Annotated in this window: 30 protein-coding genes and 1 pseudogene; 16 read left to right on the top strand and 15 right to left on the bottom strand. The window is 67.5% G+C overall.

All coding sequences use genetic code 11. The features are described 5' to 3' along the window. Position 1: 1 nt before the first annotated feature. Positions 2–1,360 (bottom strand): NAD(P)-binding domain-containing protein, encoded by a 1,359-nt coding sequence (locus tag QM806_RS26010; RefSeq protein WP_283293269.1) that lies wholly within the window; start codon positions 1,358–1,360, stop codon positions 2–4. Between the two features lie 102 nt (positions 1,361–1,462). On the opposite strand from QM806_RS26010, the gene QM806_RS26005 reads away from it, so the two are divergent. Together QM806_RS26005 and QM806_RS26000 are read left to right on the top strand one after the other, a co-directional pair. After that, a complete protein-coding gene (locus QM806_RS26005) occupies positions 1,463–2,332 on the top strand; it encodes a helix-turn-helix domain-containing GNAT family N-acetyltransferase (RefSeq protein ID WP_283293268.1) in 870 nt (289 codons plus the stop codon). Positions 2,333–2,365: 33 nt separating this feature from the next. Next, complete coding sequence (locus tag QM806_RS26000) at positions 2,366–2,896, top strand: DinB family protein (RefSeq protein WP_283293267.1); 531 nt, start codon at positions 2,366–2,368, stop codon at positions 2,894–2,896. 19 nt (positions 2,897–2,915) lie between these two features. Here the strand turns inward: QM806_RS26000 and QM806_RS25995 are convergent, their stop codons facing one another. Both QM806_RS25995 and QM806_RS25990 read right to left on the bottom strand, forming a co-directional pair. After that, entirely contained in the window at positions 2,916–3,920 is a 1,005-nt protein-coding gene (locus QM806_RS25995; RefSeq protein ID WP_283293266.1) for an alkylmercury lyase family protein, read from the bottom strand. Continuing rightward, a complete protein-coding gene (locus QM806_RS25990) occupies positions 3,917–4,321 on the bottom strand; it encodes a MerR family transcriptional regulator (protein WP_283293265.1) in 405 nt (134 codons plus the stop codon). Before QM806_RS25990 ends, QM806_RS25995 begins: the two co-directional genes overlap by 4 nt. A gap of 119 nt (positions 4,322–4,440) precedes the next feature. Here QM806_RS25990 and QM806_RS25985 point away from each other — a divergent pair, with 119 nt between their 5' ends. From QM806_RS25985 to QM806_RS25945, 9 genes are all read left to right on the top strand, one after another. Next, entirely contained in the window at positions 4,441–4,836 is a 396-nt protein-coding gene (locus QM806_RS25985) for an ArsR/SmtB family transcription factor (protein ID WP_283293264.1), read from the top strand. Then, a complete protein-coding gene (gene arsB, locus QM806_RS25980; protein WP_283293263.1) occupies positions 4,833–5,930 on the top strand; it encodes an ACR3 family arsenite efflux transporter in 1,098 nt (365 codons plus the stop codon). The genes QM806_RS25985 and arsB overlap by 4 nt, the downstream gene beginning before the upstream one ends. A 60-nt stretch (positions 5,931–5,990) precedes the next feature. Beyond that, entirely contained in the window at positions 5,991–6,407 is a 417-nt protein-coding gene (locus QM806_RS25975; RefSeq protein ID WP_283293262.1) for an arsenate reductase ArsC, read from the top strand. A 38-nt stretch (positions 6,408–6,445) separates the two neighbouring features. After that, positions 6,446–7,435, top strand: coding sequence for a thioredoxin-disulfide reductase (gene trxB, locus QM806_RS25970; RefSeq protein ID WP_283293261.1), 990 nt, complete (start codon positions 6,446–6,448; stop codon positions 7,433–7,435). Between the two features lie 67 nt (positions 7,436–7,502). Then, the gene (locus QM806_RS25965; RefSeq protein WP_283293347.1) at positions 7,503–7,865 is read left to right on the top strand and encodes an arsenate-mycothiol transferase ArsC; all 363 of its coding nucleotides are present in this window, start codon (positions 7,503–7,505) and stop codon (positions 7,863–7,865) included. Positions 7,866–7,883: 18 nt separating this feature from the next. Beyond that, positions 7,884–8,300, top strand: a complete 417-nt coding sequence (arsD, locus tag QM806_RS25960; RefSeq protein ID WP_283293260.1) for an arsenite efflux transporter metallochaperone ArsD — start codon at positions 7,884–7,886, stop codon at positions 8,298–8,300. A 17-nt stretch (positions 8,301–8,317) separates the two neighbouring features. Beyond that, positions 8,318–10,084: an arsenical pump-driving ATPase gene (gene arsA / locus QM806_RS25955; RefSeq protein ID WP_283293259.1), complete on the top strand. Its 1,767-nt coding sequence runs from the start codon at positions 8,318–8,320 to the stop codon at positions 10,082–10,084. 86 nt (positions 10,085–10,170) lie between these two features. Continuing rightward, positions 10,171–10,548 (top strand): ArsR/SmtB family transcription factor, encoded by a 378-nt coding sequence (locus QM806_RS25950; RefSeq protein ID WP_283293258.1) that lies wholly within the window; start codon positions 10,171–10,173, stop codon positions 10,546–10,548. After that, a complete protein-coding gene (locus QM806_RS25945; protein WP_283293257.1) occupies positions 10,545–11,330 on the top strand; it encodes an aquaporin in 786 nt (261 codons plus the stop codon). The genes QM806_RS25950 and QM806_RS25945 overlap by 4 nt, the downstream gene beginning before the upstream one ends. A 10-nt stretch (positions 11,331–11,340) precedes the next feature. On the opposite strand, the gene QM806_RS25940 is transcribed toward QM806_RS25945, so the two are convergent. After that, the gene (locus QM806_RS25940; protein ID WP_283293256.1) at positions 11,341–11,832 is read right to left on the bottom strand and encodes an ArsI/CadI family heavy metal resistance metalloenzyme; all 492 of its coding nucleotides are present in this window, start codon (positions 11,830–11,832) and stop codon (positions 11,341–11,343) included. A gap of 96 nt (positions 11,833–11,928) precedes the next feature. Between QM806_RS25940 and QM806_RS25935 the strand changes: the two genes are divergently transcribed. Further along, positions 11,929–12,288, top strand: a complete 360-nt coding sequence (locus QM806_RS25935) for an Rv2640c family ArsR-like transcriptional regulator (protein ID WP_169693614.1) — start codon at positions 11,929–11,931, stop codon at positions 12,286–12,288. Between the two features lie 91 nt (positions 12,289–12,379). Here the strand turns inward: QM806_RS25935 and QM806_RS25930 are convergent, their stop codons facing one another. Further along, complete coding sequence (locus QM806_RS25930; RefSeq protein WP_283293255.1) at positions 12,380–13,330, bottom strand: PstS family phosphate ABC transporter substrate-binding protein; 951 nt, start codon at positions 13,328–13,330, stop codon at positions 12,380–12,382. 1,349 nt (positions 13,331–14,679) lie between these two features. Between QM806_RS25930 and QM806_RS25925 the strand changes: the two genes are divergently transcribed. From QM806_RS25925 to QM806_RS25915, 3 genes and pseudogenes are all read left to right on the top strand, one after another. Further along, positions 14,680–15,180 (top strand): N-formylglutamate amidohydrolase, encoded by a 501-nt coding sequence (locus QM806_RS25925; RefSeq protein ID WP_283293254.1) that lies wholly within the window; start codon positions 14,680–14,682, stop codon positions 15,178–15,180. A 1,004-nt stretch (positions 15,181–16,184) separates the two neighbouring features. Beyond that, a pseudogene (locus QM806_RS41780) lies at positions 16,185–16,358 on the top strand (phosphatidylserine/phosphatidylglycerophosphate/cardiolipin synthase family protein); the annotation flags it as partial. Positions 16,359–16,737: 379 nt separating this feature from the next. Beyond that, positions 16,738–17,244 carry a hypothetical protein gene (locus tag QM806_RS25915; RefSeq protein ID WP_283293253.1) on the top strand — a complete coding sequence of 169 codons (507 nt, stop codon included), beginning with the start codon at positions 16,738–16,740 and terminating at the stop codon, positions 17,242–17,244. Positions 17,245–17,453: 209 nt separating this feature from the next. On the opposite strand, the gene QM806_RS25910 is transcribed toward QM806_RS25915, so the two are convergent. Both QM806_RS25910 and QM806_RS25905 read right to left on the bottom strand, forming a co-directional pair. Then, positions 17,454–19,016, bottom strand: a complete 1,563-nt coding sequence (locus tag QM806_RS25910; protein WP_283293252.1) for an MFS transporter — start codon at positions 19,014–19,016, stop codon at positions 17,454–17,456. A gap of 120 nt (positions 19,017–19,136) precedes the next feature. Beyond that, positions 19,137–20,033, bottom strand: coding sequence for a TauD/TfdA dioxygenase family protein (locus tag QM806_RS25905; protein WP_283293251.1), 897 nt, complete (start codon positions 20,031–20,033; stop codon positions 19,137–19,139). A gap of 175 nt (positions 20,034–20,208) precedes the next feature. Between QM806_RS25905 and QM806_RS25900 the strand changes: the two genes are divergently transcribed. Beyond that, positions 20,209–21,264 carry an AraC family transcriptional regulator gene (locus QM806_RS25900; protein ID WP_283293346.1) on the top strand — a complete coding sequence of 352 codons (1,056 nt, stop codon included), beginning with the start codon at positions 20,209–20,211 and terminating at the stop codon, positions 21,262–21,264. Positions 21,265–21,376: 112 nt separating this feature from the next. On the opposite strand, the gene QM806_RS25895 is transcribed toward QM806_RS25900, so the two are convergent. The 8 genes from QM806_RS25895 to QM806_RS25860 form a co-directional block, all read right to left on the bottom strand. After that, positions 21,377–21,754, bottom strand: coding sequence for a hypothetical protein (locus QM806_RS25895; protein ID WP_283293250.1), 378 nt, complete (start codon positions 21,752–21,754; stop codon positions 21,377–21,379). Positions 21,755–21,855: 101 nt separating this feature from the next. Next, complete coding sequence (locus tag QM806_RS25890; RefSeq protein WP_283293249.1) at positions 21,856–22,125, bottom strand: hypothetical protein; 270 nt, start codon at positions 22,123–22,125, stop codon at positions 21,856–21,858. Further along, a complete protein-coding gene (locus tag QM806_RS25885; protein ID WP_283293248.1) occupies positions 22,122–22,412 on the bottom strand; it encodes a hypothetical protein in 291 nt (96 codons plus the stop codon). The genes QM806_RS25890 and QM806_RS25885 overlap by 4 nt, the downstream gene beginning before the upstream one ends. Positions 22,413–22,519: 107 nt before the next feature. Next, entirely contained in the window at positions 22,520–22,981 is a 462-nt protein-coding gene (locus tag QM806_RS25880) for a hypothetical protein (RefSeq protein ID WP_283293247.1), read from the bottom strand. Then, entirely contained in the window at positions 22,974–23,330 is a 357-nt protein-coding gene (locus QM806_RS25875; protein ID WP_283293246.1) for a hypothetical protein, read from the bottom strand. Before QM806_RS25875 ends, QM806_RS25880 begins: the two co-directional genes overlap by 8 nt. A gap of 44 nt (positions 23,331–23,374) precedes the next feature. Next, positions 23,375–23,569 (bottom strand): hypothetical protein, encoded by a 195-nt coding sequence (locus QM806_RS25870; protein WP_054248534.1) that lies wholly within the window; start codon positions 23,567–23,569, stop codon positions 23,375–23,377. Positions 23,570–23,608: 39 nt separating this feature from the next. Beyond that, positions 23,609–23,818 (bottom strand): hypothetical protein, encoded by a 210-nt coding sequence (locus tag QM806_RS25865; protein WP_283293245.1) that lies wholly within the window; start codon positions 23,816–23,818, stop codon positions 23,609–23,611. Positions 23,819–23,923: 105 nt separating this feature from the next. After that, entirely contained in the window at positions 23,924–24,187 is a 264-nt protein-coding gene (locus tag QM806_RS25860) for a hypothetical protein (RefSeq protein ID WP_283293244.1), read from the bottom strand. Between the last annotated feature and the right edge of the window lie 49 nt (positions 24,188–24,236).

Here is a 24,236-nt window from a genome sequence, read left to right as displayed (position 1 = left end):
GTTATCCGCCCGCACGGGCGGACAGAGTGATCAGCGCCTGAGCCGGGGCGGGGCAGCACCCAGCGGAGGCATCCTCGGCGTCAGCCGAGGTGGTGTCGGGGTCGTCGAACACCCCCGCCCCGCCGCACACCCCGGTCTCGGGGAGGGTCAGCTCGACCCGGGCCGCGGCGTCATGGTCCCCGTCGAGGGCGGCGGCGATGGAGCGGACCTGCTCGTAGCCGGTCATCGCCAGGAACGTCGGCGCCCGCCCGTAGCTCTTCATCCCGGCCAGGAACACATTCGGTTCCGGATGCGACAGCTCGGCCACCCCGTGTGGGTAGACGGTGCCGCAGGAGTGCACGTTCGGGTCGATCAACGGCGCCAACTGGGTGGGGGCCTGCAGCACCGGATCCAGCCCGAGGCGAATCTCCGAGAGCCAGGACAGGTCCGGGCGGAACCCGGTGAGCACCACCACCCGATCGACGTCGTCGATGCGGGCACCGGTGTCGGAGACCAACACCACCCGGTCATCGTCGTCGGCGGGTTCGATGGTGGCGGTGCGGAATCCGGGAACCACAGTCAGCAGTCCGGCGTCCACGGCCGCCTTGGCGCGCAGGCCGAGGGCGCCGCGGGCGGGCAGCTGATCGTCCTCCCCGCCGCCGAAGGTGGAGCCGACGTCGCCGCGGCGCAGCACCCAGCTGATCCGGGTGCCCGGTGCCTGCTTCTCCAAGTCGGCCAAAGCGACGATGGCGGTCATCGCTGAGTGCCCGCTGCCGGCGATCACGATGTGCTTGCCCGCATACCTCGCTCGCACTGCCTCGTCGGCGAGGTTCGGGACCCGGTACTCGATGACATCGACGGCGTCGCGCTCGCCGAGGGCGGGCAGGCCCTCCCCGCCGAGGGGGTTGGGGGTGGTCCAGGTGCCGGAGGCGTCGATGACCGCCTGCGCGGTGATGCGGCCCTCGGTGCCGTCCGATCGGCGCAGGTGCACCGACAGTGGTTCGGTGTCGCGGCCGGCGTCGACGACCCGGTCGCGGCCGCGGCGGGCCACGCCGACCACCTCGGTGTTCAGCTGCACGATGTCGTTGCCGAGCGCGTTCGCCAAGGGGACCAGGTAGTCGCGGGTCCAGTCCTGGCCGGTCGGGTACGCGTCGTCGTCCGGGGCGGTCCAGTCGGTGGTCTCGAGCAGACGGCGGGCGGCGGGGTCGATCAGTTCACCCCAGCGGGAGAACAGCCGCACGTGATTCCACTCCGCGATCGCGGCACCGGCGCTCTCCCCGCGTTCGAAGACCAGCGCCGTCAGGCCTCGTTCACGCAGCTGTGCGGCGGCGGCGAGGCCGACCGGTCCGGCCCCTACGACGACTACGGGCAAGGTGTTCATCTCGAAAATCCTTCCATCGACGTTCATCGATCCTCTAAGTTGGGAGAGTATCGACATGTGTCGATGAATGCAACCATCGACGGATATCGATATAGTGAACCCATGACTTCCCTGGACATGCCGGCCCTCCGCACCCCCGGCGCCGATCAGGTGGATGCGTTGGCGCCGGACGATGCGGCCACTTACGCCGGGTGGTTCGCCTGCCTGGCCGACCCGACCCGGGTCCGGCTGCTGCATCAGGTCGCCAGTCATCCCGCGGGCATCACCGTCGGTGAGTTGGCCGAGGCGCTGGGGATCGGGCAGCCCACCGTCTCGCATCACGTCCGCAAGCTCGCCGACGTCGGCTTCGTCACCGCCGAAAAGAACGGCACCAGCACCGTCGTCAGGGTGAACCCGTCCTGCTGCACCGGCCTGCCGCATGCCGCCGATGCGGTGATGGGCGTCCTGACCCCGCGCCCGTGCTGCCCGGACGACCTCCCTGACGACGTCACCGTCCGCCCCATGGCAGACGGCGACTGGGAGAGGGTGCGCCGGATCTACGGCGAGGGGATCGCCACCCGCACCGCCACCTTCACCACCGAAGTCCCTGACCGGGACACCCTCGACGCACAGTGGCTCCCCGATCATCGGTGGGTCGCCGAGATCGACGACGTCGTGGTCGGCTGGGCGGCGCTGACCCCGACCTCCGGGCGGGACTGCTACCAGGGCGTCGCCGAGAACTCGATTTACGTCGCCGACGGGATGCGCGGTCGCGGCGTCGGCAAGGCCCTGCTGCGCACCCAGGTCATCGCCGCCGACGAGGCCGGAGTGTGGACGCTGCAGACCTCGATCTTCCCGGAGAACCGGGCCAGCATCGCCCTGCACCACTCCGCCGGATTCCGCACCATCGGCGTGCGCGAACGCATCGCCCAACTCGACGGCATCTGGCGCGACACCGTCTTCCTCGAACGCCGCACCTCCGCCGCCGAATAACCCCGCACCGACCCCTCAGTCTCGAGGCGCACCATGTCAACCGCATCACCGGTCGACCGCGCGGCGATCGCCGCCGACCTCGACCGCGCCCGCCTGGCACTGCACGAACTCCTCGGCAACGCCACCGCGGCAGATCTCGACCGCCGATCGGACGGCACCCGCTGGACGAACGAGCAGTTGCTGTTCCACATGGTGTTCGGCTACATGGTGGTGCGCCGACTGTTGGTGCTGGTCCGGGTGTTCTCCCGGCTGCCCGACCGGGTCGGCCGCGGATTCGCCCGCGCCCTGGACGCGGGGACACCGCTGTTCCATCAGATCAATTATCTCGGATCGTGCGCGGCGGCCACGGTGTTCGACCGCCGCCGGATGGGCCGCCACTGCGACCGCGTCATCGCCAAGCTGCAACGCTCTCTGGCGCGGGAATCGGAAGCCGATCTGCGGCGCAGCATGGCCTTTCCGGTGCGCTGGGATCCGTTTTTCGACGAGGTCATGACCCTCGAGCAGGTGTACCGGTACCCGGGTAAGCACTTCGACTTCCACCGCGCCCAGCTCACCCTCGGCTGAGCGCATCGGCGCCCCGCCATCAGGTGGTGAGCGCCCCGCCGAAGATTCTCGCCCCGAGACGGGTGGCGTCGGCCCGGTCGGCGACGATGCCGCCGACCTGCGGGTGCTCCTCGGCCCACGACCGGGCGGTGTCGCGGTCGGTGAAGAAGTTCAAGGTGGTGCAGCAGGTTTCCGCGGAGGGGCCGTGCCCGGCCGCCGCCCCGACGAACACCACCACGGTGGCCGGGGTCGCGATGGCGTTCTCACCCCGCACGGTCACGGTGATGCGCCCACCGGTCACCGGATCGGCCGATTCGATCATCACCTCGGCGCCGAGCATTGCGGATATCCCCAGCGCGTCGACCGCGCACATCGCGTACACGCCCGCCCCGCCCCCGATGCGCACCCGGTGCGGGGTCGGCGAGGTGGAGAACGGATACGCCGAGGCGATCCGCCCGGCCGGATCGAGCCGGATCACGTCCGCGGCGTGCAACCGGTCCAGGACCCGCCGACCCGGATCGCCGAATTCGGCTGCCACCGAGTCCAGTTCGGCCTCCTCGGGCGCTTCGCCGCGGTCGGCGAACGCCCGCAGAATCGCATGATGGACCGCCCGCTCGGCCGGAGTCTGCGGCCGTGCCGCATCGCGCCATCCACCCAACCCGGCCAGCGGCGATTCCGCCGCAGCACCCGCCGAGCAGCAGTCGCCCCGGCCGTCGGCGGGCTCGCCCGCCGTGTCGGCCGCGGCCGTGTGCAACGCCTGCCGCAACGCCGCCACCGACGGGGCGCCCCCGACCCCGCCACCCTCGGCGGGATAGAGCCGACAGGACACACTCGGCACCAGCCCGGGTGCGGCGAACGGGTCCGCGCCGTCGACGAGCAGGGTGGGTGAGCCGGTCATGCCGGCGTCGGCGGCGGCCGCCGGGTCATCGATCACCCGATGCGAGATTCTTACCTCGGACTGCTGATCTGCCAGAACATCCTCGAGCCGATGCTCGAGCAACGCCACGTTGGGGCAACCTGGAACCTGCAGGATTTCCAGCCTCATCGGTCATCTCCGTCGGTGTGCAGGGTGTGCAGCAGCGGGCAGCACCGGTCGGTGCGTGGCCGCTCGCAGGTGGCGACGAGATCGGAGAGGGACCGCTGCATGCGTTGCAGGTCGGCGATCTTCTCGGCCAGCTGAGCCAGCTTGGCCTCGGCGAGTTCCCGCGCCGTGTCGCAGTCCTCCGGTCCACCCTCGGCCAGATGCAGCAGGTCCTCGATCTCGTCGAGGCTGAACCCGTGCCCCTGAGCGCGTTTGACGAATCGGACCACCGCCACGGCGTCGGCCGGATACGCCCGATACCCGGCCGGCGACCGCGGCGGCGGCGCCAACAGGCCGCGGCGCTCGTAATACCGCAGCGTCTGCACATTCACCCCGGTGACAGCGGCGACCTCACTGCTACGCATGCCGCCATTCTCAACCCCGTACCCAACTATCGAGTCAAGTCCGCACACGCCTGACGTCGGCCTCGCCGTTCACCGGATGTTGGTTTGCACCCTGATTTGAACTCTGTCAATATCGACATATGTCGAAACAAGACGAGGCGGAGAGCGGCGCATGCTGCTCACCCCTGGCACGCGAACCCCTGACCGAGGACTGGGCCGGGGATCTGGCCCGGATGTTCAAGGCACTCGGTGACCCGGTCCGCCTGCGCCTGCTGAGCCTGATCGCCTCCCACGCCGGCGGCGAGGCCTGCGTGTGCGACATCTCCGCCACGATCGACCTGTCCCAGCCGACGATCTCCCATCACCTGAAGGTGCTGCGTCAGGCCGGGCTGCTGGACTGCGAGCGCCGCGGCACCTGGGTCTACTACTGGGTGATCCCGTCGGCGCTGCAGCAACTGTCCGCCGTCCTCCTCGTCGAAGGCACCCCGACGCTGACCGCGGGCGCGGCCTGCGCCGAGACGGAGGTCCCCGCATGAGCGAGGCCACCACCACAGAGCACCCCGCCGTCGTCGGGAAACTCTCCACCCTGGACCGGTTCCTGCCGGTGTGGATCGGCGTCGCCATGGTCGCCGGACTGCTCCTCGGCCGGATGATTCCCGGCCTGGGCGATGCGCTGTCCGCGGTCGAGATCGACGGCATCTCGTTGCCGATCGCCCTCGGCCTGCTGATCATGATGTACCCGGTGCTCGCCAAGGTCCGCTACGACCGCCTCGATACCGTCACCGGTGATCGCAGACTGCTCATCGGATCGTTGGTGCTGAACTGGGTGCTGGGACCGGCGCTGATGTTCGCCCTGGCCTGGCTGCTGCTGCCGGATCTGCCGGAGTACCGCACTGGCCTGATCATCGTCGGCTTGGCCCGCTGCATCGCCATGGTGATCATCTGGAACGACCTCGCCTGCGGGGATCGCGAGGCCGCGGCCGTGCTGGTCGCGATCAACTCGGTGTTCCAGGTGATCATGTTCGCCATCCTCGGCTGGTTCTACCTCTCGGTTCTGCCCGGCTGGCTCGGCCTCGAGCAGACCACCATCGACACCTCGCCGTGGCAGATCGCGAAGTCGGTGCTGATCTTCCTGGGCATCCCGCTGCTCGCCGGTTACCTGACCCGCCGGTTCGGCGAAAAGGCCAGAGGCCGCACGTGGTACGAGACGAAGTTCATTCCGAAGATCGGGCCGTGGGCGCTGTACGGCCTGCTGTTCACGATCGTGATCCTCTTCGCGCTGCAGGGTGAGCAGATCACGTCCCAGCCGTGGGACGTCGTCCGGATCGCGATTCCTTTGCTGGCGTACTTCGCGATCATGTGGGGCGGCGGCTACGCCCTCGGCGCGGCGATGGGACTGGGTTACGAGCGCACCACCACATTGGCGTTCACCGCCGCGGGCAACAACTTCGAACTCGCCATCGCCGTCGCGATCGCTACCTACGGCGCCACCTCCGGGCAGGCGTTGGCCGGGGTCGTCGGCCCGCTGATCGAGGTCCCGGTCCTCGTCGGCCTGGTCTACGTGTCCCTTGCGCTGCGTAAACGTTTCGCCGACCAGGCCCTGCACGCCGCGGAGCCGGACCGCGTTTGATCCTTCACCCGCACTGCTTTCTCTGCTTTCTCTGCCAAAACTTGTGAAAGGTTGACTCTCATGACTTCTCGCCCCAGCGTGCTGTTCGTCTGTGTCCACAACGCCGGCCGTTCCCAGATGGCCGCCGGATTCCTCGCCCACCTCGCCGGCGATCGGATCGAGGTTCGCTCCGCCGGATCCGCCCCCGCCGACACCGTCAACCCCGCCGCGGTCGAAGCGATGGCCGAACTGGGTATCGACATCAGCGCCGAGTCCCCGAAGATCCTCACCGTCGACGCGGTGCAGGCCTCCGACGTGGTGATCACCATGGGCTGCGGCGACGCCTGCCCGGTCTTCCCGGGCAAGAGCTACCGGGACTGGGTCCTCGAGGACCCGGCCGGTCAGGGCATCGAGTCGGTGCGCCCGATCCGCGACGAGATCAAGGCCAAGGTCGAGGCCCTGATCGCCGAGCTCACCACCCAGCCCGCTACCAGCTGACCTCAACGTCTGCCACTGGCAGAAAGGATCTGATCCTCGTGACTTCCCCGACCACGGTCTTCGACCTGATCATCGTCGGCTCCGGGCCCGCCGGATACACCGCCGGCGTCTACGCCGCCCGCGCGGAACTCGAGCCCCTGTTGTTCGAGGGAACCCAGTTCGGTGGCGCTCTCATGACCACCACCGAGGTCGAGAACTTCCCCGGATTCCGCGGCGGCATCATGGGCCCCGAGCTGATGGACGAGATGCGCGAGCAGGCCAAGCGGTTCGGTGCCGACATCCGCACCGAGGACGTCGAGGCGATCGACCTCACCGGCCCGATCAAGAAGGTCGTCGTGAACGGCGAGACGTACCAGGCGCACGCCGTGATCCTGGCGATGGGCGCCGCAGCCCGTTACCTCGGCATCCCGGGCGAGGAGCGCCTCCTCGGCCGCGGTGTCAGCGCGTGCGCCACCTGTGACGGATTCTTCTTCAAGGACCAGGACATCGTCGTGGTCGGCGGCGGCGACTCCGCCATGGAGGAGGCCACCTTCCTCACCCGCTTCGCTAACAGCGTCACCGTGGTGCACCGGCGTGAGGAGTTCCGTGCCTCACGCATCATGCTCGAGCGCGCGAAGACCAATGCGAAGATCCGGTTCGTCACCAACGCCGAACCCGTCGAGGTGCTGGGCGAGAGCAGCGTCACCGGCCTCGTGATCCGCGACACCGTCACCGGTGAGACCTCCACGCTGGACGTCACCGGCATGTTCGTCGCCATCGGCCACGACCCGCGCAGCGAACTGGTCAAAGGCCAGGTCGACCTCGACGAGGCCGGCTACGTGCGGGTGGCCTCGCCCTCGACGGCCACCTCACTGGACGGTGTCTTCGCCGCCGGCGACCTGGTGGATCACATCTACCAGCAGGCGATCACCGCCGCCGGCACCGGATGTTCCGCCGCGATGGACGCCGAACGCTGGCTGGCCGAGCGCGGCGACATCACCGCCAACACCGTCGATGCCGCCACAGCCACCGCGGCGGCCGGGAACTGAGGAGGATCGCGTGACGAGTAAACCCTCCGTGTTGTTCGTGTGTGTGAAGAACGGCGGCAAGTCCCAAATGGCCGCCGGACTGATGCGCAAGGTTGCCGGTGACACCGTCGAGGTGTTTTCGGCGGGAACGAAACCCGGCACCGCCGTCAACGCCCTCTCCGCCGAATCTCTGCTGGAGGTGGGGGTGGACATCACCGGGGAGACCCCGACGCTGATCGACCCGCAGCTGGTCCGGGACGTCGACCTGGTGGTCACCCTGGGCCGGGAGGCCCGCGTCGACCCGGTGGAGGGCACCCGGTTCGAGAACTGGGACACCGATGAGCCGTCCGAGCGCGGGATCGAGGGCATCGAGCGGATGCGCCTGGTCCGCGACGACATCGCCGCCCGCGTCACCCGGCTCGCCGGCCAGCTGACCACCACCGAATCCTGAACCGCCCGAGGAGCAACCATGTCCACCATTGAAGTTTTCGAACCCGCCCTGTGCTGCAACACCGGCGTCTGCGGTGACGACGTCGACCAGGCGTTGGTCACCTTCTCCGCCGACCTGGACTGGGTCCGCTCCCAGGGCGGAGACATCGCCCGATTCAACCTGGCCAGCGAACCGCTCGCGTTCGCCGAGCGCGAACCGGTCACGGCGTTCCTGCAGGTCGCCGGCTCCGAAGGCCTCCCGCTGGTGCTGGTGGATGGGGTGACCGCGCAGACCGGCCGCTACCCGGACCGCGCCCAGCTCGCCAAGTGGGCCGGACTTACCGAGGCCCCGGCCACAGTCGCACCGGCCGGGATCACCATGCTCGGGCTCACCGACACCGCCGACGCCGGGTCCTGCTGCGCCCCCACCGACACCAGCGGCACCAGCTGCTGCTGAAAGGCTCTGAACCGCACATGAAGTTCCTCGACGCCCCGCCCCGCTTCCTGTTCTTCACCGGTAAGGGCGGGGTCGGGAAAACCTCCATCGCCTGCGCCACCGCCATCTCCCTGGCGCGGGCGGGGAAACGGGTGCTGCTGGTGAGCACCGACCCGGCCTCCAACGTCGGGCAGGTGTTCGGGCTGACCATCGGCAACACCGTCACCCCGGTCGCGGCCGTCCCAGGCCTGTCGGCCTTGGAGATCGACCCCGAGCAGGCCGCCGACGCGTACCGGGAACGGATCATCGGACCGGTGCGCGGGCTGTTGCCGGAGAAGGAACTGGCGTCGATCACCGAGCAGCTGTCGGGGTCGTGCACCACCGAGATCGCCTCGTTCAACGAGTTCACCGCCCTGCTCACCGACCACGATTCGGTGGCCGGATTCGATCACGTGCTCTTCGACACAGCCCCCACCGGGCACACCATCCGGCTGCTGCAATTGCCCGGGTCGTGGACCGAGTTCCTCAATGACGGCAAGGGCGACGCGTCCTGCCTGGGCCCGTTGTCCGGGCTCGAGAAGCAGCGCAGCATCTACGCCGACGCGGTCACCGCCCTCGCCGATCCGCAGCGGACCCGCCTGGTGCTGGTCGCCCGGGCGCAGCGGTCCCCGCTCGCCGAGATCGCCCGCACCCACACCGAACTCGCCGACATCGGGCTCACCCGCCAGCACGTGGTGATCAACGGTGTCCTGCCCGCCCCCACCGGCGGGGACGAGCTGGCCGGTGCCCTCTACCGACGGGAGCAGGCCGCGCTCGCCGACCTGCCCACGCAGCTCGCTGGGCTGCCGCTCGACCTGGTCGAACTCAAGGCCACCAACATGGTCGGCATCGCCGCCCTCGACACCCTGCTCACCCCGAACAGCGCAGCCGCACCGACGGTTCCGGCTCCCGAGGTGACCGTCCCGCAGGCGCCGCTGTCCGCGCTGGTCGACGAACTCGCCGAGAGCGGGCACGGGTTGATCATGTGCATGGGCAAGGGCGGGGTCGGGAAAACCACCCTCGCCGCCGCGATCGCCGTCGCCCTCGCCCAGCGTGGCCACCAGGTGCACCTGACCACCACCGACCCGGCCGCCCACCTGACCGACACCCTCGACGGAAACCTCGCGGGCCTGACCGTGTCGCGGATCGACCCGGCCGAGGCCACCGATCAGTACCGGCAGCGGGTGCTGGCGACCAAGGGCGCCGCCCTCGACGAGCAGGGCCGCGCCACCCTGGCCGAGGACCTGGCTTCCCCGTGCACCGCGGAGGTCGCCGTCTTCCAGGCGTTCTCCCGGATCATCCACGAATCACGGCGCCGGTTCGTCGTCGTCGACACCGCCCCCACCGGGCACACCCTGCTCCTCCTCGATGCCACCGGGTCGTATCACCGGGAGATCGCCCGCCAGATGGGTGACAACGCGAATTTCACCACCCCGTTGATGCGGTTGCAGAACCCGGAGGAGACGAAGGTTCTGCTGGTCACCCTCGCCGAAACCACCCCCCGCCTCGAGGCCGAAGGCCTGCAAACGGACCTGCAGCGCGCCGGGATTCAGCCGTGGGCGTGGGTGGTCAACAACTCCCTCGCCGCCGCGGCACCGACGTCGCCGCTGCTGCGGCAGCGGGCCGCAACCGAACTTCCGGAGATCGGCGCCGTCACCGCCGCGCACCCCCGGTTCGCGGTGGTGCCGAAACTGGCCACCGACCCGGTCGGGGTCGAGGTGCTCACCGCAATGGTCGGAGCTGCGCAGACGATGCCGGTGAACTGAGCACCCGCGTGCCTGCCGCACGGGCGGAGGGTGGTTCATCAACTCTTCACTTGCCACGGTGAATAGACGCCCGCCAATGTAGAGAGGTGGCACACCGGACACACCCCGCGGCGGGGGACGACGCATGCTCCTCGCCCCTGGTCCGCGAACCCCTCGACGTGGACTCGGCGCGGGATCTGGCCCGCAAATTCAAGGCCCTCGGCGATCCGGTGCGGCTGCGGATGCTGAGCCTGGTGGCCGGCCACGAGGGCGGACAGGCCTGCGTCTGTGACATCGCCGGATCCTTCGACCTGACCCAACCCACCATCTCCCACCACCTCAAGGTGCTGCGCGAGGCCGGACTGCTGGACTGCCAGCGCCGCGGCACCTGGGTGTACTACTGGGTGGTCCCGGCGGCGCTGCACCAACTCTCGGCCGTACTCGGGGCAGGCGCCGAGGCCGGGGTGACGGCGGGGTCCGGGTGACCGGCAGGCCGCGAACCCCGCCGCTGGTACGGCGGCTGCTCGCCGAATTCCTGGGCACCGCACTGCTGGTGATGGTGGTGATCGGGTCCGGGATCGCCGCACAGCAGCTGTCCCCGGACGATATCGGGCTGCAGTTGCTGGAGAACTCGACCGCGACCGTGTTCGGTCTCGGGGTGCTGATCCTGATGCTCGGCCCGGTCTCCGGCGCCCACTTCAACCCGGTGGTCTCCGCCGCCGACTGGCTGCTCGGCCGGCACGCCGGCACCGGCATGGCCGGATCCGCGGTGGGCCTGTATGCGCTCGCCCAGATCACCGGCGCCGTCGCGGGAGCGGTGCTGGCGAACGTGATGTTCGACCTTGCCGCCTTCCAGCTCTCCACCAAGGCGCGGATCACCTCCGGGCACCTGCTCGGTGAGGTCGTCGCCACCGGCGGGCTGATCCTGCTGATCTTCGCCCTCGCGCGCACCGGCCGGGCGGCGCTGTCGGCCGCCGCGGTGGGCGCCTACATCGGGGCGGCGTACTGGTTCACCAGCTCCACCTCGTTCGCCAACCCGGCGGTGACCATCGGCCGGGTCTTCTCCGATACCTTCGCCGGCATCGCCCCCGCCTCGATGCCACCGTTCGTAGCTGCGCAACTGGTCGGCGGCCTGGTCGGGCTCGCCCTGGTCGTGGTGCTGTATCCCGATGCCACGGCCACCGCCGACAACGCCGTCCTCCCGCACGGCAGCGCCGGCTCCGAGGAGAGCGGCCGCCCCATCGACGGCACCGACGGCCCGTCCTGACCGCGTCAGGTCAGCAGCAGCGGGTCGTGGCGGCGTGCTGCTGGTGCTCGTCGCCTTGCGCGGCGGGAGAGCCGCTCTCGCAGGAGCATCCGCCCGCGGGATCGGCGGCGAGCAGCTCGGGGCTGGTACCGAACGTGTCGGAATCGGCGAGCACGGTGTAGACCTCCCACTGCTCACCGGCCGGGCCGGTGACCCAGACCTTGTCCTGGGTGGCGAAACAACACGTGGTGCCCAGCTGCTCCTCGGTGAACAGGCCCTCCCCGGCGAGCCGGGCGATCTCCTCATGCACGATCGCGCTGGACTCCACCTCGACACCGAGGTGATTGATACTTCCGCCCTTGCCGGGGTTCTCGATCAGCACCAGCTTCAGCGGCGGCTCGGCGATCGCGAAGTTCGCGTAACCGGGCTCGAGCTTCGCCGGCTGCGCGCCGAACAGCTTCGAATAGAACGTGACCGCGGCGCCGAGATCATCGACGTTGAGGGCCAACTGGATACGGGACATGACGCCACCTCCACCAGTGCGACATATATCGAAATAGCCGATACCCCCAGCCTCCCACCTTTTTGACTTAAGTCAAGACCGTGGGGAGAATGGGGTATGCCCAAGACCCTGCCCCTGGTCGACATGTCCGCCCCGGTGTGCTGCCCACCGGTCGCCGCGGGCCCGGTGGACGACGCTGCGGCACTGGAGGTGGCGCTGCGTCTCAAGGCGATCGCCGACCCGGCCCGGGTCAAGCTGATGTCACTGCTGCTCACCGCAGAATCGGGCGCCCAGACCACCGGCGACCTCGCGGCCACCATCGCCCTGTCCGAGTCGACCGTCAGCCACCACCTCGGTCAGCTCCGCACCGCAGGGTTGATCGAATCCGAGCGCCGCGGGATGAACGTTTATCACCGCGCCCGCCGGGATGCGCTGGCGGCGCTGTGTTTCGTGCTCGACCCGAACTGCTGCTCCTGAAAACCCGATCACCCGGACGATCGGCCGAATCTACCGCCGACGCAGGCGGCGGCGGGCGAATCGACCGGGCCCGACCGGGCGGGGCTCGTCATCAATTGCTTACCTTCTGGTTCAGCGCGTCGAGCTCGGACAACGCCACCTGGAGCTGTGCGTCGGTGAGGGGGATGAAGCCCGCCGCGTCCACAATCTTCGTGTTGGACCGGAGGTAGAAGTCGGCGAAGGTCGCGACCTGCGGCTTCGCGAGAGCTGCGTCCGAGACGTAGACGAACAGCTCACGGGCGAGCGGCGTGTAGCGTCCCTCCCGCGCGCTTTCGGCCGACGGTGCCACGCACCCGGTGCCGCTGTCGATCCCGACCGCCTTGACCTTGTCGGGATTGGCCTCCACATAGGAGTAGCCGAAGTAGCCGAGAGCACCCCTGCCGGCGGATACACCCGCGACGGTGACGTTGTCGTCCTCGGTCGCGCTGTAGTCGGTGCGACTGGCCCCTTCCGAACCATTGACGGCCTGGGTGAAGTAGTCGAAGGTGCCCGAGTCCGTCCCCGGACCGAACAACTGCAGCGGCTCGGTCGGGAACGACGGATCGAGCTGATTCCAGGTGGTGACCGTCGAGCCCGGCGCCCAGATCTTGTTCAGCTGCGCCACCGTCAGGCAGTCTGCCCAGTCGTTGGCGGGATTGACGACCACGCTCAACGCGTCGTTGGCGACGGTGAGCTGGCTGTAGGCGATGCCGTGCTGCTCACAGACGGCGATCTCGTCGGCCTCGATCGGCCGGGACGCATCGGAGATGTCGGTCTCCCCGGCGCAGAACTTTTCGAAACCACCGCCCGTGCCGGAGGTTCCGACTGTGACGGTGGTGTCGGGGTGCTCACTCATGAACAACTCTGCGGCGGCGGAGGACAGCGGTTCGACGGTGCTCGAGCCGTCGATCACCACGGGCCCGGAGACGGTGCGGCCCCCGGTGTTGTCGTTGCTGCCGCACGCCGTCAGGGCCAGTGCGGCGGCCACGGCGACGGCGGTGCGGGTGAGGTGGAGGGTGGTCACGGCGGGGCCTCCTGAAGGTCGCGACGTCGGTGTCGGACACCTGGTGTGCCCACGATCGCGGGACCCTTATATCGAAACCCGTCTATCTAAACGGTGCGTGAACTCCAGATCAACAGCGCCTACCCAACCCCTGCGCGCCCCGACCACCGGCCCGCCACGATGAGTGCGAATCCCTGGCACCGCCCGGGCGCCGTGTCGGCCTCGGCTGGTTCTGGCCGGCGGGGGATCTGAACGCCTGTCGTCATTCATGGGAACACTCCTTGATGTGCGGTGAGGCCACCCGGAACGGACGCGGGCTCGTCGGCGACATGTGTCGAAAGGCCGGGACGACCGCCGGGACCGGCGCTGACCGAGGACCAGGGTCGCGTGCGGGTTCGGTCGGGGCGGCCACAGGTCACAGCCACCTGGAACCGCTACGTCGCAGAGCCTCGACTGCGGTCACCGTCGAGGTGGACACTACGAACTCGCGACAGTTGATTACGCGAGCCCACCAGTAACCCCCAGTGGCGGCCCGCATTCGCGGTGTCGCTGTCGGGGTGGTGTGCTGGGCAGTGAAATACCAACCTTGCGGTTCCTGGGAACAGCTAAACCCCTCGGTGCCGCTTCGATCGCTGGGGACGACGACGCCGGGGACGCCGAGGGCTACAAAGGAACTAGATGCTCGCTGGTGTTACCGAGGGTGCACCAACGAGAAGCCATCCAACCTGCCGCGGCGTTTGTGTTTTTGAGAGAGCGGATCTCCCGATGAGGGGCACTGCCACGCGCACCCTGACGGGAGATCCGCATGAGTGTTCCACGGGCACGGTCACTAGCGTACTGGGAGCGGCACGTCTGGATCGAAACGCGCGACCACCTATCCCTGGGCCGGCCCCCCACGCCGGCCGAGAAACAGGCATCTCTCGCCGACCACTGTGTCGGCACCGGCGGCGAGGCCGACACGAGCACCTGAGGACCAGGCCGAGTAATTCAGACCCACAGCCGACAACGCATCCCTAGGCAGAGTGTCACCTGCTGCTCGGCAGCATCACCGTCGGTGTCAGATCGGTTGTGCACCCGGCGAGCTCAGAGGACCGAGCCCGTCCCTGGCCCACAATCTGGCGTCATCAGTTATGACAGAAATCTTGCGCAGTGCCCGGCAGCGGCATACACGCGCCACCACCAGCTGAAATTGGAGGATTACTCAAGCAACGGCTCAAACGAACCCGCACCAACTCCGGTACCGGTCCAGTCCTTCCGTTAGGGGACCTGCCGTCTCTGCAGGTCAACGCTTCATTCTGCCGGATCAGTAGCGGTCGAACGAATCGTCATCACTCCGCCGACCAGGTATCGGCGGCCAGTACCCTTGCTCCATGTCCGCTGACCCCGGCAGCATCCGCGCCGACAGCCACCAGGCGCTGCCGAACCTGGCTGTACAGGATGCATCGGCGGATCCCCACATCATCACAGCCGGGGCGCGCACCGGAACGGACATCGAGCTGCGGATTCACACGTCCATCGCACCGTTCGACGTCGCGGCCGAGGAGTGGTTCCCCGCGGCGGCAGGGTTCGCCGTCACGGTCATCGTGCACACCGTCGACGCGCAGACGGGCGTGCCGCGGTATCTGCCGCCCGCGGAGGCTGCCGAGTGGGCGCGGGCGATCTTCTCGACCGTCGACACCGCGCATGGGTACTTCCTCGGCGCCGTCGACCCAGGCACCGGCAGCCATCGCCGCGGGCAGCTCGCATACCGCCTCTACGTCGACACCGACCGTCAGGCGATTCCCGTTCCTCGGCAGGTGGTCACCTGCCCGCATTACCAACTATCGGCCATCGATGGCAGAGCCGAGATCACCATTCCCACGACGGCCTGACCCGGCCGGCCGGCCGGGAGCTGGACCACGGTCTGCGGGCGCCGCTTCCTCCGGTGTCCGATCTGCACGCCCTCCGAAGGGTGCGACCTTGAAGTCACGTCGACGCTGCTCGCTCATGCGGTTCCTCCATCCGTCTCGATCCGATCCCCTGCCAAAGACACCTGGTCGCCGCTGCCCCACACGCGAGGACGACGCCCTGGGGCGGAATCGAGACGGTTGATCCACCCGGGGAGGGCCTCGGCACTTGGATACACTTGTGCCACAAGCTCATTGCCACTTCTGAAGCCGACCACGACAGACCTCAGGAATCTCCCGGGTGGGAGCGCGGCGACAAGACTACCAGCCACCGAAGTCCGGGGCAGGGGACGTGTCATTTCTGCTGGTCAAAGGAGCAATCCAGGGGCGGATACGACACGACCAGCACTGATGTCGAGCCGGTGTCGACGGTGCGAGTTCTCACCCGGCCAGCAAGCTCGGTTGCGGCCGGCCTGGCGTCACAATCGTCGCCCGACCGGTCAGGTTAAAGCTTCCCGGCATGGCGCTTGGACTCACGCTACGCACGCGCGCCCACCCCGTCGATCTCGAAAACCTCGCTTACGCTGCGCACGAGTTCCGGGAAGCGCTGATTCCGCTGCACGGCATCACCCCCGACCGCTGCGATGCCGCAGCCACCGAGTTACGGGACAGAGCACATCACGCCAAGGAACGATTCTTCGCAGCTGTCGCCGGCCTCCCCGCCGCGAGCGCACACTCGCCTGCCACTGGGAGAACGCCGCGGTCATGCCCCCTACATGCTCGGCGCCGATCGGGCTGATGTGATCATCGTTGACCCGATCCCTCGTCAGCGCGCGACCCTGTGGTGGAAGCTCATCCACGGCGACGAACCGCCGCCGCCGCTGTAGGGCGGCACGCGTCGTCGCCGCCCAGAAGCGATGGGGACGTGTCATCTTCGCAGTTCATCACCGCTTTTCGCCAAGAACAGCGATGCAGCTAAACCTCATGGGCTGCATCGTACGATCCGGGCCCAAGCCAATAGGGGTACAGCGCATCACGTCCGCGCTACCGTTCGACGTATGGGGACGACATTTCACGGGCCGAGTCCCTGGCCGCACATCACCCGCGCGATTCGAGTGCGGGGGCAGCGTCACGCCGCGATCGCTTACCTGGGCGAGTGTGCAGAGCACTTCTGACAGGCCTGCGATCGGAAGGCCACTGCACGGAGCGGGAATCGCCACCAAGCCGTGCGGTCCACTCCTGAAACTGACATTCGCCGTGGAGCGCCGTTCTCCGGTGTACCGGTATGGCCATGGCCATAACGGACCCTAGTGACGGCAGAGCGGCGCTCAGTCCGTCTTGCCTCGTCGGCCGGATTCGGTAACAGCTGCCTGAGCCAATGGCCGCGATCGTCAGCTACTGCTCCGGATCAGCCCCTGTCATAGGCGCTGGTGATCCCATTAAACTCGTGAATTCTCCTTTGCTGAAAGGAGATTCCGGCCACCGAGCAGTCCATGGAGTGCGAAGATCGGTGCGGATTCACTTGCGCCCCGAGGAGGCACCATGAAGTCCGTTCCCGGTATCCGCAATTCCCTTCGCATCCTTGCTCGCTCGCTCCCTATGGCGGCCCTGATTCTCCTGCCCACCGCCGCGGCGGCCCTACCTGCACAGGCAGAGCCGGCGGTGGTCACCGAAGACACCTTCACCGAGACCTTGGACCGTGTTGGACCCGCCTCGTACTGCTCGGACGGGCCGCTGTACAACCTCACCGAGACCTACAACTTCTCGGTGCGCACAGTCGACACGAGTGCAGGCGTTCAGCGCATCAACCTCAAGTACACGCTGTCGGTGACAGGGGATCCCATCGATCAGGCACTGCCCACAGCCACCGCCACCGCCACCAGCGTTGGTGGAATCACCATCGGTCCGGCCGAATCCAACTCCAATCAGCTACTGGTCAAATGGACGTTCTCCGACGGCACTCAGCTGACCGAGCACGCCATGCTGCACTACACCTTTACTAACGGGGAATTCACAAATTCCCGAGTAACCTGCAACAGCATCGCGTAACGAAAGGCCGAGTAATAGCTGGCGACCGCGCTGAACAGCTTGGTCTGGCGCGGTATGGCGTTGGCCAAAACGGACGCTTGTGACCGCAGAACGGCGCTCAGGCCGTTTTGCCTCACCGGCCTCAGCAGTGAAGTGTCACCATGTATCGCAGAAGGGTGCTCAGCCCCTTTTGCCTCTTGGGTCGGGTTCGGTAACAGCCGCAGCGGAGGCTATGCGCGCGTTGGGGTTCGCTGCTTCGGGGCGCCGGGCTGGGCGCCGTGTTGGCCTCCGGAGGGTACCTGCTGCACCTGCTCGGGGAAGGACGCCGCAGAGGCGGGTGCGGTGTCCCCGCTGCCTGCCGACGTGTGGCGCGCGTGCCGCTGCGCCGGCAGGAATGCGGCCAGCACGAGACCGATCAGGGCCGCCGCGACGGCGATCAGGAATACGGTCCGCAAACCCCCCATGGTGGGGATATCCACCGACCCTGCCCGGGCGGAGGAGTTCGCCAGCACCATGCCGACGACGGCACTCGAGAGGGAGGTCCCGATCGACCGCATGAGGGTCTTCAGGCCGTTGGCCGCGCCGGTCTCGGACGCGTCGACGGCGCCGGTGATCAATGCGGGCGTCGAGGAGAACGCCAGCCCGCCTCTGAGGCCGAGCATCACCGCGATGATCACGCTCTGCCAGGCGGCGCTCAGCAGGCCGAGGCCCGCCGTATAGCCGACGGCGATGATCGCCATGCCGAGCACGAGGGTGGTCTTGGGTCCGTAGCGGGCGGCGATGCGGGAGTAGAGCGGGGTCGTGGCCATCATCGTCAGGCCCAGCGGCGCCAGGCAGACGCCCGCCATCACCATCGACTGCCCGAGGACGTACCCCGTGGAGGCGGGGAGCTGGAGCAGTTGCGGCAGTGCCAGCGTGACGACGAAGTAGACGAAGCCGATCGTGATTGCGGCCAGGTTGGTGAGCAGTACCTCGCGTCGGGCGCTGGTGCGCAGGTCGACGAGGGGGGCGGGGCCGCGCAGTTCGAACAGTCCCCACCACCCAAGGATCACCCCAGCCGCGGCGAGCAGGCCGAGGGTCAGGGGCGAGGTCCAGCCCCAGGTGCTGCCCTTGGTGAGCGGGAGCAGCAGGCAGATCAGGCCGAGGGAGAGGCCGACTGCGCCGACGATGTCGAAGCGTCCGGGTGCGCGCAGCGGGGACTCCGGCACGATGAAGACGGTCAGGGCGATGGCCAGCACGGCCATCGCGGCCGAACAGAGAAAGAGAGCGTGCCAGTCGGCGTGCTGTGCCACCAGCGCGGCCGCGGGCAGCCCGAGGCCGGCGCCCACGCCGACGGCCGAGCTCAGCAGGGCCATCGCCGGGCGGACCTTATGGCTCGGGAGTACATCGCGCATGAGACCGAGCGCCAGCGGGACGGCTCCCATGCCGATGCCCTGGAGCGTCCTGCCCGCGATCACGATCACGAAGTCGTCGGTGCAGGCACCGATCAGCGAGCCGACGGCCATCACGGCGAGACTGATCAGGAGCATCCGCCGCTTGCCGTACAGATCGCCGAGACGCCCCATGATGGGGGTCGCGATGGCGCCGGCCAGGAGAGTCGATGTCATCAGCCAGGCCGCGTCCGCCGGGGTGGTGTCGAGCAGGGACGGCAGGTCCGCGAGGACAGGGACGAGCAGGGTCTGCATCACCGCGACAGTCATCGCCGCGAAGGCGAGAACGGGGGCGACGCCGCCTCCGGCCGTGGGGGGATGGGTGGGCACCCCGACCGGCTGTCCGTTCGTGGTGCGTTGCATGGGTATGGCCTCCGGGCGAAGAAGGGGGAGCAAAGGTGACGTGCCCCGGCCGGACCTGCGGCAACGCTGCGACGGCAGCACTGGAGCGGGTCATGACAAGAGAGCTGGGAAAGGGAGGGATCAGAAGGGGCGGTCGCCGATGATGGCGGTGCGTTCCATCTTGCGCACTGCGGGCCAATAGTCTTGGACCGCATAGTGTTGCGTGGAGCGGTTGTCCCAGATCGCGACGCTGTTGCGGGTCCAGCGCCACCGCACCTGGTACTCCGGGATGGCGGCCTGGCTGATCAGGTAGCGCAGCAGATCGCTGGCGCCGGGGGCGTAGTCGAGGCCGAAGCGGACGTTCGCCGGGGTGTGGTAGTTGACCAAATGAGTCGTGAAGGAGTTGACGAACAGGATCTTCTCCCCGGTCTCCGGGTGGGTGCGTACCACCGGGTGTTCCGCATCCGGAAAGCGTTGATGCAGCGCGTGGCGCTGCTCGATCGGCCTCGCCGCGCCGAAGCTGGCTTCGATGCTGTGCCGGGTCCGCAGTCCGGCGATCCGCTCCTTGACCGATTCCGGCAGCCGCGTGTAGGCCTCGGCCATGTTCACCCAGATGGTGTCGCCGCCGACCGGCGGGATCTCCACGGCGCGCAGCACCGAGCCCATCGGCGGATCCACCCGCCACGTCGCGTCGCAGTGGAAGGCGTTCTCGTAGTGATCGGGCGCGCTGCCGAGTTCCTTGTAGATGCGCACCAGACCGGGATGGTCGGGGTCGCTGCCGAGCGCCGGATGATCCTCGAGCGGACCGAACCGCTCGGCCAGCGCGACGTGTTCGGCGCGGGTGAAGTCCTGGTCACGGAAGAACAGCACCTTGTGGCGCAGCAGCAGCGCGCGCAGCTCGGCGAACAGGGCGTCGTCGCGCGACACCTCGCCCAGGTCCACGTCGAACAGCTCCGCCCCGATGGTGGCGGTCAACGGCTCGACCCGGAACGGGGTCCTGGTCCTACCGGACGAAGTGGCCAAAGTGGTAGCAGTCATTCCTTTTTCCTGTGTTGTCGGTAGAGGTCTGAGGCTCACCCGGGCGAAGACCGGCGGTGTCGATGCTTCGGCCGGACTCGAGGTGATGGAAGTAACTCTAGGTAGCATCCCCGGCGTTCGACGTATCCTTACGGGAGGAATTCGTATCATTATGGGAACCGGACTGGAGTACGACGTGAAGCCCCTCGCCCGATACGCCTCCCTGAACGGCTATCTCGATCTGTGCCGGTCCCTCCGGATCGATCCGGTACCGCTGCTGAAGGGTGCGGGTCTGGATCCGGCTGGCCTCGGACTACAGGACCGATGGATTCCCGCCGCAGCCATCGCCAAGGTCCTCGAGGACTCCGCAGCGCTGTCCGGGTGCGAAGACTTCGGGTTGCGATTGGCCGAACGTCGGCAGTTCTCCAACCTCGGCCCACTGAGCCTGGTCGTTCGAGAAGAATCCGACATCCGCCAGGCACTGCGCATCTTGTCGCGCTACCAGCACATGTACAACGAAGCACTGAATACGCGTATTACCGAACTGAACGACATAGCGACCATCCGCATCGAACCCGACCTCGGCGAACCCGTCGACGTCCGCCAATTCACCGAACTGGCAGTGGCTATCACACACCGACTCCTGGTCGGGTTCCTCGGTGCACGCTGGCGACCACTCGCGGTCTGCTTCACCCATCCCGCCCCCACGACGCAGATGGGTACGCATCGTCACCTGTTCGGTCCGGTCGTCAACTTCGATCACGACTTCTCCGGAATCGTGCTCGTCGCCAGCGACCTCGATGCGCCGAACAGGATGTCGGATCCTCTTCTCCAGCCCTACACCCAGCAGCTCCTGGATTCATTCGGGTCCCCGAACGACGTGACCATCGCCGGCGGGGTCCGAGAATCGATCGAACTCCTGCTCCCCACCGGCAGATGCTCGGCCGAGCAGGTTGCCCGCAGTCTTGGATCCGACCGCCGAACCGTACATAACCACCTCGCCCGAACCGGCGAGTCGTACTCGTCGATACTGAACTCGACGCGTGCCGACCTTGCCGAACGCATGGTGGGGAATTCGGGGCAGACGTTCACCGAGATCGCCGACCTATTGTCGTTCTCGGCGCGGAGCAACTTCTCTCGATGGTTTCACCGCCAGTTCGGGTGCAGTCCCAGACAGTGGCGGGCCCGACAACACAACGCCCAACCGGCCCAGGGAACCGACCACCATCCGCGCCGCGCCAGACGACCTTGAGATCCCTAGTGCCAGCCAGCTTTCGATGCTCATGGAGCCCCTTCTCAACGTGACACGAAGTGGGGGACATGTCATTTCCCCAGGTCAATAACATGAGGCGGCCGGTACTCCCCTACTCGGGTTCAGGCGTAGGGCTGGTCGAGGCGCTCGATCTCGGTGTCGCCGGCAGGCGTCTCGGTGGTCGGGTCGAGCAGGACCGTTCGGCGGTGGGCGAGAGCGTCGTGGCGAGCCCGGGCGCGAAGATCAGCTTCTTGCGTCGCGCGGAGTCGCTCTCGGGGATGGGCGTCGTGGCGGTCGGTGGCAGCAGGTCCTCGGCGCGATGCAGTGTCGATGCCAGAGGCTGACGGTAGTCCCCGGGGTTCATGCCCGCTCGAGCGAGGCATGTGAGTTCGTTGATGCGGGAGCCGAGGGCATCGGCGGCCGCGGTGCGCCGCGGTTCGTCGATGGCACGGCCGGTGCGAACCAGGGCGTTGCGATCGTTGGGGGTCATCACTGCTCCTTGGGTGGTTGCACGGGTGTTCGTGGTTGACGAGCTATACAGGTGCGGCGAGTTCGGCCACCTGTTGCAGTCTCATCTCCGGATGACAGCGGCTACCAGACTTCGCCGATCAGTAGGACCGTGACCAGGGCGTGGTCTTCGCGGTTCACGGTTGCCGTCGAGCTCCCGAGAAGACTCTTGAGCAGTCCTGGGTCTTGGTGGACCTGATCGGTGAGGATGGTTGTGGTGTGCGAGGTGTTGACTGGATGCGCGTCGGCACCGAGTTCCTGGTGCATCGTCGCCATCGCGGCGTCGAGCGCGTTCGTCAGGGCTTCCGGGATTGTTGTGGCCGTGGCCCATCCCCAGAAGGCGGCGCGTTTCATCGGTCGGTGTCCATCGGCTCGGGCCGTGCTGATTTCTTCGTCACGAGTGCGACGGTCACGACCAGGATCACGGCGCTGAGCAGAGCGGCGGCTGCGGCGGCTCCTCGCTGAATTACCGTTGCGCCCGTTGAGGTCGGTGCGCTCAGCAGCATCGTTGCGCACCCAGCCAATGCGAATGCGGCCACCCAGTTCATGAAGGCACCGCTGTGCAGTCGCCGAAGCGATGGTGTGGTGAGTACGGCCGGGATGATGATCAGCGCCAGGCCGATGTAGAAGAGAGCGTTCATTGTTTCCTCTGTGACTGCGGGTGGTCAGGGCTTGAGCCCATAGCTTTCGGGTGCGCAGGGGCGCTTTTCGAGTCTGTCGGTTGAGATGGTGATCCGTGCTAGTCCCCCTATCGCACCGGGTATTCATGCACCCGAACGGCCGCGGGGGCAGCGTACCCAGCGCCACTGACCACCTCGAGAACGTCATCGTGCAGTACACCGATGCTGAGCCCCGCGGCGAGCGCCTGCGAGCCGAGGGCGTACGTACGCGACTGCGGGTCGTAGACAGCTGGTGTCAGGTACCAACTGGTGCCGTTGGGCTTCCCGAATAGGCCCTCGAAATACTTGTTGTGCCTGAGGCCGGTGTTCGGATCGACGGTGGTGTCGTCGGTAGCCCCGCGGACCGAGACCAGCGCGAACAGGTGTGCACCGGTACCCGGTTCGGCCAGATCCTCGAAGGGAGTGATCGTGGCTCCGCGGTCGGGGTGGTGCCGGGAGGTATGCACGTGGCCGACGACTTGAACTTCTCGGCCGTCGATCAGGGCGCGGTAGTCGCGGCGAGGGGTGCGTGTGTCATTGCGGTCAGGCATCGGTGGCGTCCTCGAGAAGTTGATCGATCCGGACTGTCTTGCGGCCACGGCGGTGTGCGCGGGCGAGGTTGTTGTACACGCGGGCGCCGAGTCGTACCTGGCCGAGCATCCGGAAGATTCGCCAGTCGGCCAGATAGCCGGCGTCGCGTGCGTCTTGCTTCGCCGTGGTGATCTGGTGGCCGAGCAGTTCGATGATGCCGACCAGGTCCTCTTTGTCCCTGGCCAGCCACATCTGACGGGTGATGTGGCCGTTCCAGGGTTCGACGCGGGGGCGGTTGTCCCAGTCGGGCGGGAAATACTCGTTCACCGTTCCGCCTCCCCCCGCTTCGGTGTTCGCTTCGACGTGCATTGCGGGGTCCTTTCAACTGGGTAGGTGAGGCTTTCGGATGTGTGTCAGGCCGCTGCGGCGACCTCTCGGATCGGGTGCGAGATGAAGATGTCGAGGAGGTCGATCTCGGCCTTGGAGCCGTCGGCGAGGCGGACGGTCGCGAACCGCGAACCCGCCTCGTCGCGGTGGTATCCGTGCACGCCGACGATGCGGTCGCGGGGGTGGTCCGGGGTAATGGCTTCGGCGAGAGCGTGGGACATGAGAACTCCTTGTCAGTGGGATTACTGGGGGTCTGCGGGTCAGTCGCGCGAAGCCGCGTTCAGCTCTGCCGCAATGGCGGCGTCGCTCGCGGACTCCGCCAGTTCGCACAGGTCGAAGTGGTCCGCCAGAATTTCGTCTCCTTTTACCTCGTCGTCGAGGGCGACCGCGGTGATCTGTCCGTCTCGGATCACGATCGATCCCCGGTCGAGCTGGCGAGCTGCGGTGATGACGGCGGTGTTGTCGTTCATGACGGTGACCTTCCGTGTCGGACTCACGAGAAAACACATTACAGCGCGACAATGTGATGTCGCAACCTTTGAATTCAGTCCCACAAAGAAACCCGGTCGAGTCCTCTATCTCTTTCGGGATTCGTTCAGGACCGACACATACATGTCGACGTGGCCGCACTGGTTGTCCCATCGGTCACAGGTCAGCCATTCGCCGTCCTCGTGGAAGCGGTGTTTCTGCGGGATTCCCCGCGGGCCTCGGCAAGTGGGGCACGTCCAGATCAGCGTGAGAGCACGGATCGCAGGGTAGGCGCCGCGGGTTCCCCACCCGCTGCGGTCGATCACATGAACGGTGCGGCGCGGAGTGTCGTAGCCGGAAGGTTTGGACATGTCATCTGCTTTCCAACGAAGGGGACGTGTCATCTATGCAGGTAAGAGC

The organism is Rhodococcus sp. IEGM 1351 (assembly GCF_030056875.1).
In the GTDB taxonomy this organism is placed as follows: Bacteria; Actinomycetota; Actinomycetes; order Mycobacteriales; family Mycobacteriaceae; genus Rhodococcus_F; species Rhodococcus_F opacus.
Note: the sequence above shows the minus strand (reverse complement) of the source record. Positions and strands in the feature narration are given on the sequence as shown.

Bases quoted from the DNA above. Each gene is read 5' to 3' on its own strand.
- QM806_RS26010 (WP_283293269.1), bottom strand. From the start codon at position 1,360: ATGAACACCTTGCCCGTAGTCGTCGTAGGGGCCGGACCGGTCGGCCTC.
- QM806_RS26005 (WP_283293268.1), top strand. From the start codon at position 1,463: ATGACTTCCCTGGACATGCCGGCCCTCCGCACCCCCGGCGCCGATCAG.
- QM806_RS26000 (WP_283293267.1), top strand. From the start codon at position 2,366: ATGTCAACCGCATCACCGGTCGACCGCGCGGCGATCGCCGCCGACCTC.
- QM806_RS25995 (WP_283293266.1), bottom strand. From the start codon at position 3,920: ATGAGGCTGGAAATCCTGCAGGTTCCAGGTTGCCCCAACGTGGCGTTG.
- QM806_RS25990 (WP_283293265.1), bottom strand. From the start codon at position 4,321: ATGCGTAGCAGTGAGGTCGCCGCTGTCACCGGGGTGAATGTGCAGACG.
- QM806_RS25985 (WP_283293264.1), top strand. From the start codon at position 4,441: ATGTCGAAACAAGACGAGGCGGAGAGCGGCGCATGCTGCTCACCCCTG.
- arsB (WP_283293263.1), top strand. From the start codon at position 4,833: ATGAGCGAGGCCACCACCACAGAGCACCCCGCCGTCGTCGGGAAACTC.
- QM806_RS25975 (WP_283293262.1), top strand. From the start codon at position 5,991: ATGACTTCTCGCCCCAGCGTGCTGTTCGTCTGTGTCCACAACGCCGGC.
- QM806_RS25965 (WP_283293347.1), top strand. From the start codon at position 7,503: ATGGCCGCCGGACTGATGCGCAAGGTTGCCGGTGACACCGTCGAGGTG.
- arsD (WP_283293260.1), top strand. From the start codon at position 7,884: ATGTCCACCATTGAAGTTTTCGAACCCGCCCTGTGCTGCAACACCGGC.
- arsA (WP_283293259.1), top strand. From the start codon at position 8,318: ATGAAGTTCCTCGACGCCCCGCCCCGCTTCCTGTTCTTCACCGGTAAG.
- QM806_RS25940 (WP_283293256.1), bottom strand. From the start codon at position 11,832: ATGTCCCGTATCCAGTTGGCCCTCAACGTCGATGATCTCGGCGCCGCG.
- QM806_RS25935 (WP_169693614.1), top strand. From the start codon at position 11,929: ATGCCCAAGACCCTGCCCCTGGTCGACATGTCCGCCCCGGTGTGCTGC.
- QM806_RS25925 (WP_283293254.1), top strand. From the start codon at position 14,680: ATGTCCGCTGACCCCGGCAGCATCCGCGCCGACAGCCACCAGGCGCTG.
- QM806_RS25915 (WP_283293253.1), top strand. From the start codon at position 16,738: ATGAAGTCCGTTCCCGGTATCCGCAATTCCCTTCGCATCCTTGCTCGC.
- QM806_RS25910 (WP_283293252.1), bottom strand. From the start codon at position 19,016: ATGCAACGCACCACGAACGGACAGCCGGTCGGGGTGCCCACCCATCCC.
- QM806_RS25905 (WP_283293251.1), bottom strand. From the start codon at position 20,033: ATGACTGCTACCACTTTGGCCACTTCGTCCGGTAGGACCAGGACCCCG.
- QM806_RS25895 (WP_283293250.1), bottom strand. From the start codon at position 21,754: ATGACCCCCAACGATCGCAACGCCCTGGTTCGCACCGGCCGTGCCATC.
- QM806_RS25890 (WP_283293249.1), bottom strand. From the start codon at position 22,125: ATGAAACGCGCCGCCTTCTGGGGATGGGCCACGGCCACAACAATCCCG.
- QM806_RS25885 (WP_283293248.1), bottom strand. From the start codon at position 22,412: ATGAACGCTCTCTTCTACATCGGCCTGGCGCTGATCATCATCCCGGCC.
- QM806_RS25880 (WP_283293247.1), bottom strand. From the start codon at position 22,981: ATGCCTGACCGCAATGACACACGCACCCCTCGCCGCGACTACCGCGCC.
- QM806_RS25875 (WP_283293246.1), bottom strand. From the start codon at position 23,330: ATGCACGTCGAAGCGAACACCGAAGCGGGGGGAGGCGGAACGGTGAAC.
- QM806_RS25870 (WP_054248534.1), bottom strand. From the start codon at position 23,569: ATGTCCCACGCTCTCGCCGAAGCCATTACCCCGGACCACCCCCGCGAC.
- QM806_RS25865 (WP_283293245.1), bottom strand. From the start codon at position 23,818: ATGAACGACAACACCGCCGTCATCACCGCAGCTCGCCAGCTCGACCGG.
- QM806_RS25860 (WP_283293244.1), bottom strand. From the start codon at position 24,187: ATGTCCAAACCTTCCGGCTACGACACTCCGCGCCGCACCGTTCATGTG.